The 12,667-nt window shown below is 65.8% G+C and carries 9 protein-coding genes and 1 pseudogene; 4 read left to right on the top strand and 6 right to left on the bottom strand.

The features are described 5' to 3' along the window. The first annotated feature begins 135 nt into the window (after positions 1–135). Positions 136–1,302 carry an OprO/OprP family phosphate-selective porin gene (locus tag PDM28_RS15675; protein ID WP_311182762.1) on the top strand — a complete coding sequence of 389 codons (1,167 nt, stop codon included), beginning with the start codon at positions 136–138 and terminating at the stop codon, positions 1,300–1,302. A gap of 56 nt (positions 1,303–1,358) precedes the next feature. Next, on the top strand, positions 1,359–4,007 hold the full coding sequence (locus PDM28_RS15680) for a hybrid sensor histidine kinase/response regulator (protein ID WP_311182763.1): 2,649 nt from the start codon (positions 1,359–1,361) through the stop codon (positions 4,005–4,007). Between the two features lie 221 nt (positions 4,008–4,228). Here PDM28_RS15680 and PDM28_RS15685 read toward each other — a convergent pair whose 3' ends face one another. The 6 genes and pseudogenes from PDM28_RS15685 to PDM28_RS15710 all read right to left on the bottom strand — a co-directional run bounded on the left by PDM28_RS15685 (position 4,229) and on the right by PDM28_RS15710 (position 9,938). Next, positions 4,229–4,555, bottom strand: a complete 327-nt coding sequence (locus PDM28_RS15685) for a SymE family type I addiction module toxin (RefSeq protein WP_311182764.1) — start codon at positions 4,553–4,555, stop codon at positions 4,229–4,231. Positions 4,556–5,367: 812 nt separating this feature from the next. Continuing rightward, positions 5,368–5,895, bottom strand: coding sequence for a hypothetical protein (locus PDM28_RS15690; RefSeq protein ID WP_311182765.1), 528 nt, complete (start codon positions 5,893–5,895; stop codon positions 5,368–5,370). A 168-nt stretch (positions 5,896–6,063) separates the two neighbouring features. Next, positions 6,064–6,717: a LuxR C-terminal-related transcriptional regulator gene (locus PDM28_RS15695; protein ID WP_311182766.1), complete on the bottom strand. Its 654-nt coding sequence runs from the start codon at positions 6,715–6,717 to the stop codon at positions 6,064–6,066. A gap of 84 nt (positions 6,718–6,801) precedes the next feature. Continuing rightward, a complete protein-coding gene (locus PDM28_RS15700; RefSeq protein ID WP_425507674.1) occupies positions 6,802–7,824 on the bottom strand; it encodes an ABC transporter substrate-binding protein in 1,023 nt (340 codons plus the stop codon). 53 nt (positions 7,825–7,877) lie between these two features. After that, positions 7,878–9,263 (bottom strand): sensor histidine kinase N-terminal domain-containing protein, encoded by a 1,386-nt coding sequence (locus PDM28_RS15705; protein ID WP_311182767.1) that lies wholly within the window; start codon positions 9,261–9,263, stop codon positions 7,878–7,880. Next, positions 9,250–9,938 (bottom strand): annotated as a pseudogene (locus PDM28_RS15710) (response regulator). The gene PDM28_RS15705 and the pseudogene PDM28_RS15710 overlap by 14 nt, the downstream one beginning before the upstream one ends. Before the next feature lie 186 nt (positions 9,939–10,124). On the opposite strand from PDM28_RS15710, the gene PDM28_RS15715 reads away from it, so the two are divergent. Together PDM28_RS15715 and PDM28_RS15720 are read left to right on the top strand one after the other, a co-directional pair. After that, positions 10,125–11,306: an OprO/OprP family phosphate-selective porin gene (locus tag PDM28_RS15715; RefSeq protein WP_311182768.1), complete on the top strand. Its 1,182-nt coding sequence runs from the start codon at positions 10,125–10,127 to the stop codon at positions 11,304–11,306. Positions 11,307–11,333: 27 nt separating this feature from the next. Continuing rightward, positions 11,334–12,659, top strand: coding sequence for a CitMHS family transporter (locus PDM28_RS15720; RefSeq protein ID WP_311184712.1), 1,326 nt, complete (start codon positions 11,334–11,336; stop codon positions 12,657–12,659). Positions 12,660–12,667 lie beyond the last annotated feature (8 nt).

Here is a 12,667-nt window from a genome sequence, read left to right on the forward strand (position 1 = left end):
CAGTGCCTACACTGCAACGGCACCGCGCCCCCACGGCGGCGGGTGGCCGTGTCGTTCCGGGCCTTGTGGGCCCACAGTTTTCCCGCTCGCGGCCGTTCTTGTACTGCCCCACTTTTCAGAAGCCAGACCCACTCCATGCGCCTGACCCCCCTGTTTGTTGCACTGACCGCCCTTTCCGCCCCGCTCGCTGCGTCCGCCGCAGATTGGGACAACTGGCCCACCAAGGTCGCCTTCAACGACGGCACCGAACTGGCCGCCACCGGCAACATCGCCTACGACCTCAACGACTTCTCCGGCAACAACGCCTTTGAAGACGACGACGCCGTGCGCCGCAAGGAATTCGGCGCCACCCTGAAGAAGAAGGGCGTGTACGACGCCATGGTGTACTACGACTTCCAGTCCGACACCTGGCTGGACGTGTTCTTCCGCTTCGAGAGCAAGGCCCTGTTCGGCAAGGACATCGGCCGCTTCCGCTTCGGTTACATGAAGACCCCGGTCGGCCTGGACGCCAACACCTCCTCGCGCGCCGGCAGCTTCATGGAAACCGCCCTGCCCGTGCAGGCCTTCTACGCCGGCCGCCGCACCGGTGCCGAATGGGTGCTGGAGCGCCCGGCCTACCTGATGCAGGTCGGCGCTTACGGTGGCAAGGACCTGCAGGGTGACAACCCCGGCACCACCCAGGCCGTGCGCGGCGTGTGGACCCCGGTGAAGGCCCCCGGCGACGTGATCCACCTCGGCCTGGCCTATTCGCAGGAAAACCCGCGCGGTTACCGCGACGGCCGCGACGTCCACCATGAAGCCAGCGCCCGCCTGCGCGCCCGCCCGGAAGCCGGCCTGACCGACATCCGTCTGGTCGATTCCGGCGCGCTGGTCACCGCCGACCAGATCCGCCGCACCGGCCTGGAAGGCATCTGGATCCATGGCCCGCTTTCGGTGCAGGCCGAAGCGCTGCGCACCACTGTCACCCGTGACGGCAAGCCGGACTACACCGGCGACGGCCAGTACGCCATGGCCAGCTGGATCGTCACCGGCGAATCGCGCCCGTACAACGCCGGCGCCGTGGCCAACGTGAAGCCCGCCCACACCTACGGCGCGGTGGAACTGCTGGCCCGTTACAGCCGCATCGACCTGGACGACGCCGACGTGTTCGGTGGCCGCCAGCACGACTGGACCGTGGGTGCGAACTGGTACCTGACCAGCCACTTCAAGTTCCAGGCGAACTACGTGTGGGCTGATGCCAGCCGTCGTGGTGTGCGGACGAAGCCGGAGATCTTCGAGCTGCGCGCACAGGTTCACTTCTGATGTCCCACGGCGGGTGCACGCAACGTGCACCCGCCGGTACACCGTAAACTGACGCCATGTATCGCGTCTCCCGCTACCGCCCGCTGCTTCTGACCCTGCTGGTCATGGTGGGCGGTACGCTGCTGGCCGGCCTTGTTGCCGGCCGCTATGCACAACAGCGCGCCCTGGCGGCTGAAAGCACCCAGGTGCGCCGCCAGCTCGACCTCTACGCCCAGACCCTGCAGCAGCGCATCGACCGCTTCGGCACCCTGCCGCAGGTGATGGCGCTGGACCCGGACCTGCAGCAGGCCCTGCGTCTGCCGCTGGATGATGCCGAGCGCCACCGCCTCAACCTCAAACTTCAGCAGGCCAATAACGTAACCCGCGCCTCCACCCTCACCCTGATCGACCGACATGGCGTGGCCGTGGCCGCCAGCAATTGGGACCAGCCCACCACCAACGTGGGTGAGGACTACAGCTACCGCCCGTACTTTCAGCAGGCCATGGAAAAGGGCAGCGGGCGTTTCTACGGCATCGGCATGACCACGGCGGTCCCGGGCTACTTCCTCTCGCAGGCAATCCACGACACCGACGGCAGCGTGCTTGGCGTGATTGCGATCAAGATCGAACTGCGTGCGCTGGAACAGGAATGGCTGCAGAGCCCGGACATCGTGATGGCCAGCGACGCGCACGACGTGGTGTTCCTGTCCAACCACGATGACTGGCGCTACCGCCTGCTGCGCCCACTCGCCCCGGCCGAGCGCCGAGAAATGCTGGCGACCCGCCAGTACGCCGACCGCTCGCTGCAGCCGTTGCGTTCGCGCACGCTGAACCTGCTGGAGGACGGCGGCCGCATGGTGCGGCTGGAGCAACCTTCCCTGCCCCGCCCTGTGCTGTGGCAGACCTATGTACTGATCGACCCGCACTGGAAGCTGCACCTGCTGCACGACGCCGGCGCCAGCGCCGCCGTGGGCCGCAGCACCGCGCTGGCGGCGGGCGGCATCTGGCTGGCGTTGTGCTTCCTAACCCTGTTCGTGCAGCAGCGGCGCCGCCTGGCATCGCACCGCCAACGCAGCCGGCTGGAGCTGGAAGCGGTGCTTCAGCAGCACGCACAGGAACTGCGTACCGCGCAGGACGGCATCCTGCAGGCCGCGCAGCAGGCCGACAGCGGCCTGGCCCGCAGCCTCGCCCACCTGCCGCAGGGCGTGGTGGTGATCGACAGCGAACAGCGACTGGTAGCGTGGAATGCGCGTTACCTGGAACTGTTCCGCTTTCCGCCGGACCTGATCCAGGTGGGCCGCCCGATTGCCGATGCCTTCCGCTTCAACGCCCGGCGCGGCCTGCTTGGCCCCGGTCCGATTGAAGAGGCCATCGAGCGCCGCCTGAACCACCTGCGAAGCGGCCGCCCACACATGCGCGAGAGCGAGAAGGACGACGGCACCGTGCTGGAGATCCGCGGCAACCCTCTGCCGGATGGCGGCTTCGTCACCAGCTACGCAGACATTACCGCCTACAAGAACACCGCACGCGAATTGCGCTCGCTGGCCGACGCGCTGGAACACCGCGTGGCCGAACGCACCCGCGACCTGGACGAAGCGCGCCGCGAAGCCGAGCGGGCCAACCGCTACAAGAGCCGCTTCGTGGCCTCGGCCGTGCATGACCTGCTGCAGCCGTTGAATGCCGCGCGCATGTTCGTTTCGGTGCTGCGCGGCAAGTTGAGTGGCGATGCGCGCGAGCTGAGTGAGCATGTGGATGCCGCACTGGCGGCGCAGGATTCCATCCTCAACAGCCTGCTGGATATCTCGCGGCTTGAATCCGGCACGTTGCAGACGCACGTGCACGCGTTCGCGCTGTCACCGCTGCTGGAAACGCTGGCGCGCGAGTTCGGCATCGCCGCGCAGAGCCGTGGCCTGCAGCTGGACTGGGTGGATACCCGCGCCGTGGTGATCAGCGACGAAGCGCTGCTGCGCCGCATCCTGCAGAACTTCCTTTCCAACGCGCTGCGCTACACGCCTCGAGGGCGGGTGCTGATCGGCTGCCGGCGCGTGGGCGACCAGCTGCGCATTGAAGTTCATGACCAGGGCCCGGGCATTCCGGAAAGCCTGCAGGGCGAGATCTTCGAAGAGTTCCGCCGGCTGGACGATGGCGTGGACCAGGAGCGCGGCGCCGGGTTGGGGTTGGCAATCGTGGAGCGCATCGGCCGCCTGTTGGGCCACCGCATCAGCCTTCGTTCCACCTTAGGCCAAGGCAGCGTATTCGCGGTAACGGTGGCGCTGGGCGATGCGGCCGCGATTCCCGCGCCTGCGCCCGCACCCGTGGCACCCGTGGATGCGGGCGACGACAGCCCGCTGCGCCAGTGCCGGGTATGGAGCATTGACGACGACCCGCGCGTGTGCGCCGCCACCCGCGCCCTGCTGGAGCGCTGGGGCTGCGTGGTGGAGCTGGCAGATGGCCCGCAGGCCGCGCTGGAGATCGCCTCCACCTTCAACGTGCCACAGTTGTTGCTGCTGGACGTACGCATGGGCCAGTGGCATGGTCCGGACCTGTACGAGCATCTGTGCGAACTATGGCAGGCGCGCCCGCCGGTGATCCTGGTCACCGCCGAGCGCGACGACGCGCTGAAGGCGCATGCAGCAGAGAATGGCTGGGGCTTCCTCTCCAAGCCGGTCCGCCCGCCGGCGTTGCGGGCGTTGATGACGCAGTTGCTGGTGCGGCATAGGGCGTAATCCCGATCTGCCTGTCCTGCGTTTGGCGCGGCGGACGCTGCGCACACCTCGACGAATACGTGATCTGCACTGGTAGGGTCGCACCCCGGTCGACCGCACCTAACGGTGATACGTGCGACGAAGGCATGACTTCAAATCAAAAACGCGCGTCTCCGCCGCACGTCATGCCCTACCGCGTGATGCGCCGTCATCGGCGGTCGATTGGTATGCGACCCTACCGATCATGCCTGTCCTGCTTCATCTTTCGCCCGACGCTTCTTCTTCGGCACATGATCCCGATACCGGTATGGCACCGGAATCGGCGTTTCATCCAACGTCAACGTGATTCGCTTCGGCTCCACTTCCACGATCACCTTGCCGCCCACCGGCAGCTCAAACCGCTCCATCCACATGCCACGCAACATCAGGCACGGAATGCGCCCACCGTCCGGCATTGGCACACCGCCAGGGTGGTTAAGCGAGCCAATGCGCAGCTTATCCGGCGCATGCATTCCGACGCGGGTCTGGGGTTGCTCGGTTGAAGGTACATCAGTATTCGAACGACGCATTTGCCACCTCCGTGGAAGTCTCCCTCGCCAGAATGGCGAGGGAGTCGGGAGGCTGAAACCCGCTTGATGGCACACGGCGCGACGTATTCCCGCGAGGGTGTTGTATTCCGCCACCCTCCCGACATAGGACATCAACGATTGCTACCAACCAGGAGGTTTCAAGCTCCGAGGCAACACCATGCGCCACGCTGCACGCAAAGTGAAATTGCTTGTTTGGAATGATATTGGTGTTTCGATAGGCACGCACTACTGAACGTCGCGATCAACACTTCCCGAAGACGATGCATGTCGGCCACTGATTTGGGCCTGCTACTTGAGAGTGTAAATTTGACAGCTCATTGCTGCCACGACTGACCATACGAAACGCCCGGTCGGGCGTTGGCCTTCGACCGGGCATGCGTAAGTAGATAAAGCGCCCTATGGACCGGACATTAGACTGGAGCTACTCCTAGTCGCCGGCATGCGAAGAACGTAGCACGTTCGGTTCTTGGACAAAAATTCACTGGGCCAGCCATGAAGCGCGCAGTTTGTCGCAACCGTCTTGCTCTGCGGCGTACCCCCTTCCACGGCCGGCGCGCATCTCCGTAGTGCAGTCAAACACTTAGCGGCGCGGCCGAAGCGACCTGCGTGTTCCACTGGGCGTCAACAGGATACTGTTGATGAGCCGCCCTATGTATACGCCCTCTCCCAGCCACCCTTACTGGTGATGACACTAGGTACGTCCTGGCCCCGCTCGCGGGGCCAGTCTCTTTTCAAGGGACGCTCCTGCACCTACAACCTGCCCGTTGTCGTGGCCTTTTCGATCCAGTCGGTCAACGTGCGCGTCGTTTTCGACGCGGCGATGAGTTGCGAATTGTATCGGCCGGGTCTACATCATCTGCCGGCGATAGATCGAATGGCCTTTTGCCAAGGCGGATGATGTTGCGGATCACACCCAGCCAGGCATCTCCGAACAACAGTGACAGCGCTATGGCCGTATAGACCAGCAGAAAGAAGCCCGGGGCCACGATCATGCCGTCATCGGCGCCTTGGCATGTTGAGAGCTGGGTGCTCAGGTGTGCGATTACGACCAGCTCGGTTGACAGCAGGACGGCTGCTGCAACGCGAACCGCAATCACGTTTGCATTGAACAGCCCTGTTCTCATGAAGTCGAACTTCGAGTAGATCGCCAGGACCAGCAGGGAGAGCAGCCATGGCCAGAGGAAGGCGCCTGGGTATTGTTCCTGGTTGCAGGTCATGGTGAGCATGAGCTCACCCAGGGCGAACAGGATGTAGGCCGTTCCAGCCAGCAGGGCGGTCCGGAGGCATTTTACGAAGATCTGTTCGCCGGTTAGAGGCATGGGGCTCGTCCTTGAGGTCGTTGCGGGTGTTGCTTGATCGCAGGCAGAGAAGCCTGTCTTCGGTTTGGATCATGCCCTATCGCGGTGGGGTGCAGGGTCGGCGGTCGACTGGGGTGCGACCCTACCGGGGGTGTTTCGGCGCCAGGAAGGGCGGCGCGCATTCTGGCGTTACGTCAGGTCTGCACCTGCGTCGCCTTCCGGCTCCAGGGCTTTCACCAGCACAGCTGCCTGGGTACGGCTGTGGCATTCGAGCTTTTTCAGGATGGCGGTCACGTGCACCTTTACGGTGTTTTCGGCCAGGCCCAGTTCGTAGGCGATCTGCTTGTTGAGCAGGCCATCTGCGAGGGAGAGCAGTACGCGGAACTGCTGCGGGGTCAGCTGGGCGAGGCGGGCTGCGAGCAGGGCGTCGGATTCGGAGCGCTCTGCGGCCATGGCGGGGAACCAGAGGCTGCCGTCGAGGACGGCGGCGACGGCCTGGCCGATGGTTTCTGCCGGGGCGGATTTGGGGATGAAGCCGGCAGCGCCGAACTGCTGGGCGCGGCGGATGACGCGGGGGTGGTCGTTGGAGGAGACGATCACCACCGGGATGTCCGGGTGCGAGCCTCGTACGTGGAGCAGTGAGGAGAAGCCCCGGGCGCCGGGCATGGTGAGGTCGAGGAGGACGAGTTCGATTTCGGGGTGCTGGTTCAATGCCGCTTCGAGGGCCTGCGCGCTGGCGACCTCGATGACCTGGACGGCCGGGAGGGCCTGGCGCAGGGAGTGGACCACGGCGGCGCGGAGTAGCGGGTGGTCGTCGGCCACGAGGATGGTGATTTCGCTCATGGGGGCATTGTAGGGGGCGTTTTGGGTTGGCGCGAAAAGCATCCACGCAGGGCGTGGATCTACCGGGGTGTCACGCATGGAGTTTCAGCGGGGTTGCGTGCTCCCCTTCCAGGCATCCAGGAACTGGCGGCGTTTCAGGCCATCCAGGTAGACCAGCAACCCGGGCCCCAGCAGGATCGGGCGGTAGCTGCGCCCCGGCGTCGGGCTGCGCTGGTTGGGGAGGATCGACATGAGCCTGGCTTCACGGGATAGCACCTGTTGGCCTCGTGGTGACAGCAGGTAATCGAGGAAGCGCCGTGCTTCGGTGGCGTTGTGGGCCGTGCGCGGAATCACGGCGGTGCGCAGGACTACCAGCGTGTAGTCCTCCGGCTCCACTATTCCCAGTGGGGCACCTGCATCGATCCGCGCCTGCGCGTACGAACCCAGCACGTTGTAGACCAGTGAGAGTTGGCCGCTGCTTACCTTGTCCAGCAACACACCCGTGCGCTCTTCCAGCTGCACCTGGTTGTCGCCGAGCGCGCCCAGCAATGCACCCGCCATGCTGCCGCGCTGGCCGTCCTGGGTGGCAAGCAGATACCCCACGCTGCTTCGTTCCACGTCGTACGTGCCCACCTTGCCGGCCAGCGGGGCATCCGGGGCGCGCAGCAGTTCCAGCAGCTGGCTGCGGGTGCGGGGGACGCGGGCGGCTGGCAGGGTGCGGGTGTTGTAGACCATCGCTACCGGTTCGTAGCTGATGCCGAAGGCTTCATGCCGCCACTGCGCCCACGCGGGCAGTGCTTCGGTCTGCGGGGAGCGGTGCGAGAGGGCATAGCCATCGTTGACCAGCTTGGCCTGCAGGTCCATGCCGCTGCTGATCAGCATGTCCGGGCCGTCGGGACGGTTCCGGTCGCGCAGGTACTGGGCGTACATGTCCTGGGTGATGACATCTTCGTATACAACCTCCGTGCCCGGGTACAGGCGCTGGTAGTCGGCGATGACGGTGCTGAAGACTTCGATGTCTGTCGAACCGTGGATGCGCAGTTCCGACGTGGCTGTGCCGTTGGCCGGGAAGCGCTGGATATCTCCGGGTGCAGCCAGGGCATGGCCACTGATGAGCAGCAGGGCCATCACCAACAGACGCGTCGCGCGTGCCAGCGCTCCAGGAGTGGGTGCATTGCGCATCATGCGTGCAGCCTCGGCAAACGAATGGTGGCAACCAGCCCGCCGCCCGGGCGGTTGCTCAGGTCGATGTGGCCGCCGTGGCTATCCACTACGCGCTTGACGATGGCCAAGCCCAGCCCTGCCCCGCCCGCGGGGGCTTCTTCGCCGCGGGCGAAACGCTCGAAGACGCGCTCGGCGTCGCCGGGTGGAATGCCCGGGCCATGGTCGGCAATGGTGATGACGCAGTGCTGTGCTTCTTCGGTGAGCGCCACCTGCAGCGGGCCGTCGCCGCCGTATTTGATGGCGTTGTCGATCAGGTTCTTGATCGCTTCGCGCAGCAGCAGCGCGTCGCCCTGCACGCGGCTGGATGCCACACCTACGGCCAGCTGCACGCGCGGGGCCGGCAACGCCTGTGGCAGCGCTTCATGCAGCGCCTGGTGCACGGTTTCCACCATGTCCACGGGCGCGAAGCGCTGCAGGTTGGAACGGTGGATGACGCTGGCGTCGCTGAGCAGCTGGTTGAGCAGGCGGCTCATGTGGGTGGCGTTGCGGTCGATGGCGACCAGGCTGCGGTGCATGTCTTCGGGGTCTTCGTCGTCCAATGCGAGCTGGGCCTGGGCGCGCAGCGCGGCCAACGGGGTGCGCATCTGGTGGGCGGCTTCAGCCATGAAGGCGCGCAGGGTTTCATTGCTGGTGGACAGGCGCGCCATGAAGCGATTCAAAGCGGCCACCATCTGGTCCATTTCGCGGGGTACGCGCGCATCCAGCGGGCTCAGATCGGACGGCTCGCGCCGCGACAGTTCGCGTTCCACCTTCACCAGCGGGCGGAACGCGCGATGTACGCCGAACGCGACCAGTGCCAACGAGAGCAACGACAACACAACGATGGCAATCAACGCGCGGTTGACGATCTCCTGCGCCACCGCCTCACGCGCCAAGCGTGTCTGGCCAACCTGCACCCGCACTTCAGCCTGGGCCGAGGGCGATGAAACGCGACGCGACACCACTACGAACCGAACGGTTTCCCCGCTGTACTGCGCATCGAACAACTGCGGTTCGTCGGTGGGCGTGCGTGGCGGCGGCGGCAGGTCTGGGTACCCGGTAACGGTGCGGCTACGCGCGTCATACACGCGGTAGAACACCCGGTCGTCCGGCGCCATCGCCAGCAGGTCGAGCGAGGCATAGGGAAGATCCACCTGCCACTGCGCATCCACCAGCGCCACCGAGTCGATGATGGACAAGGCGGACGACACCAGCAGATGGTCGTAGGACCGGTTGGCGGCACGCTGGCCGTAGTCGCGCGCGGCGAACAGCAACGCCACCGCGAACACCGCCAGCAGCACGCCCAGGTACAGGGTGAGCGTGCGCCGCAGCGAGCTGGGGGCGCGGGTTTCAGCCTTGGGCATCGGGCGCGCCGTCGATGGCTTCGAGCAGGTAGCCACTGCCGCGCACGGTGACGATGCGCAGCGGTGCGTCGGCCAACTTCTTTCGCAGGCGGCCGACGTACAGCTCGATGGCATTCGGGCCGGCCTCGTCATCGAAGCCGAACAAACCATTGCCGATCTCGTCCTTGCCCACTACATGGCCCAGCCGGCCCATCAGGATTTCCAGCAGGCGGTACTCGCGGTTGGGCAGCTCTATGGGCTGCCCATCCAGGCTCACACGGTGCGAGGCGTTGTCGAACTGGAAGCCGCCAATCTGCACCACTTCGCTGGCCTGTCCGCGCGTGCGTCGCAGCAGCACGCGGCAGCGCGCCTCGAATTCGCGGAAGTCGAACGGCTTGCCAGGTAATCATCCGCACCCACGTCCAGCGCCTGCACGCGGTCTTCAATGCCATCGCGCGCGGTCAGCATGAGTACGGGTGTGGCGTCGCCACGCTCGCGCATGCCGGCCAGCACGCGCAGGCCGTCGAGCTTGGGCAGGCCGATGTCCAGCACCACCAGGTCGAAACTCTGGTAGCGCAGCACGCTGGCGGCGGCCAGGCCGTCGCTCTGCCAATCCACCGCGTGGCCGCTGCGGCGCATGCGGCGAACGATGGCGTCGGCCAGGTCCGGATTGTCTTCGACCAGCAGGATGCGCATGGGGCAGGAATGGGGAACGGTGCGGGAATCCTAGCGCGAGCGGCGTGTTTCGTGGGTTGCGCTGCGCTGCAACAGGCGCCGACAGGTGGATGACAGCTTCCCCGATCTAGGCTGCGCCATCGACAACCTGCGGGAATGCGCGGCCCTGTGCCCTGCCCTCCCACCGCCATGTACCTGGGAGGGTTCATGCACCACCAACTCCTGCGCTGCCGCGGGCTGGCCGCCTGCACCCTGCTGTTGGCCGCTGCCCCGCTCTGGGCCGCCGACGAAACCGACGAAGACCGGCCGGTCACGGCCACCCTTGGCGGCCGCTTGCACCTGGACTTCGCCGACTTCGACAACGACTCGCGCGGCACCCCAAACAAGGACGACACCGAGATCCGCCGCGCCTGGCTGGACGTCTCCGGCAAGTTCTTCGTGGTGGACTACAAGCTGGAAGCGGACTTCTCCGGCGACCAGGTGGAAGCCAAGGACGTGTATGTCAGCCGCGATTTCAGCGGCGGCAAGCTCAGCATCGGCCAGTTCAAGCAGTTCTTCTCGCTGGACGACCGCACCGGCTCCAACTACGGCAGCTTCCTGGAGCGCGGCAACGCCGGCACCACGCTGGCGCCGCTGTACCGGTTGGGCGCCTCCTGGCAGGCCGCCAAGGGCGACATGACCTGGGCCGCCAGCGCCTACAGCCTGGAAAGCATCGACGCATGGCAGGTGAAGGGCCGTGCGGCCGGCGGACGCGCCACCTGGGCGCCGGGCGCCACGGCGGGCGACGTGCTGCACCTGGGCCTTTCGCTGGCGCACGAACGCTATGACACGCCCGGCGCCAACGGCGTGCCGGCCCTGCGGATCCGCCCGCGTCCGGCCGGTCACCTTTCCGACAACAGCCGCCTGACCCTGATCGACTTCTCGTCCGGCCGCGACACTGACGTGAACAAGTGGTCGCTGGAATACGCACAGGTGCGCGGCCCGCTGAGCTGGCAGGGCGAGTTCAGTGGCGCCACCTTCGATGATGGCAGCCAGCGCGGCACCGTGCTGGCCGGCTACGGCATGCTCAGCTGGTTCGTGACCGGCGAGTCGCGCGGCTACGACCGCAAGACCGGCCGCTTCGCGCGCATCAAGGACATCCGGCACAAGGCCGGCGCGTTCGAACTGGCGCTGCGCTACGACCAGATGCGCGGCGAGCAGCACCTGTTCGGCCAACCGGACCTGATTGATGCGCGCACCGAAGCGTGGACGCTGGGCGGCAACTGGTACATGCGCCCGAACCTGCGCTTCATGCTGAACCTGATCGACAGCCGCAACCGCGATTACCTGGCGGCAGCCACCGTGGACCACACCCGCGCGGTCACCGGCCGCCTGCAGTTCGATTTCTAACCCCCTTTGCAAGGAAACCCGCAGATGATGCTGAGCATCCTCGGTTTTGGCATGGTCATTACGTTCATGTACTTGATCATGAGCAAACGACTGTCGCCGCTGGTCGCGCTGATCACCATTCCCATCCTGTTCGCGCTGGTAGGTGGCTTCGGTGCGGGTATCGACCAGATGATGCTGGACGGCATCAAGAAGATCGCGCCGACCGGCGTGATGCTGATGTTCGCCATCCTGTACTTCGGGGTGATGATCGACGCCGGCCTGTTCGACCCGCTGGTGCGGATCATCCTGCGCCTGGTCAAGGGCGACCCGATGAAAATCGTGCTGGGCACGGCGGCGCTGGCGATGCTGATTTCGCTGGATGGCGACGGCTCCACCACCTACATGATCACCGTCTCGGCGATGCTGCCGCTGTACCAGCGCCTGGGCATGAACGCCTTGAACATGACCTGCGTGACCATCCTGGCCGGCGGCGTGATGAACCTCACCCCGTGGGGCGGGCCGACCGCACGCGCGGCCACGGCGCTGCATGTGGACCCGGCCGACGTGTTCGTGCCGCTGATTCCAGCGATGGTGCTGGCCTGTGCTTCCGTATTGCTGCTGGCGTGGTACCTGGGCCTGAAGGAACGCCGCCGCCTGGGCGTGGTGAAGCTGCCGAGCGGTGGCAGCTGGATGGATTCCAGCGTGTCCGATGATGGCTCGCTGCCCACCGTGGAAGATGCCGAAGACACCAAGCGCCCGAAGCTGCTGTGGGTGAATCTGGCCCTGACCCTGGCCCTGATGACCGCGCTGGTGATGGGCGTGCTGCCGATGCCGGTGCTGTTCATGGTCGGCTTTGCGATCGCACTGGTGATCAACTACCCGAACCTGGCCGAGCAGCGCCGCCGCGTGGTGAACCATGCCGGCAATGTGCTTTCGGTGGTGTCGCTGATCTTCGCGGCGGGCATCTTCACCGGCATCCTCAACAACACCGGCATGGTGGAGGCGATGTCGCGCAGCTTCCTGGCGGTCATTCCCGATGCCTGGGGCCCGTACCTGGCAGTGATCACCGCGCTGGCCTCGATGCCGTTCACCTTCTTCATGTCCAACGACGCCTTCTACTTCGGCGTGCTGCCGATCCTGTCCGAGGCGGCCGGCAACTACGGCATCACACCGGTAGAGATGGCGCGCGCCTCGCTGGCGGGCCAGCCGGTGCATCTGCTCAGCCCGCTGGTCCCTTCCACCTACCTGCTGGTGGGCTTGGCAAAGGTGGAGTTTGCCGACCATCAGAAGTTCACCCTGAAATGGGCGGTGATGGTCTCACTGGTGCTGATGTTCGGCAGCCTGCTGTGCGCGCTGTATCCCTTCGCGGCCTGATCCTGGAG

It is taken from the genome of Stenotrophomonas aracearum (genome assembly GCF_031834615.1).
Lineage (GTDB): Bacteria > Pseudomonadota > Gammaproteobacteria > Xanthomonadales > Xanthomonadaceae > Stenotrophomonas > Stenotrophomonas aracearum.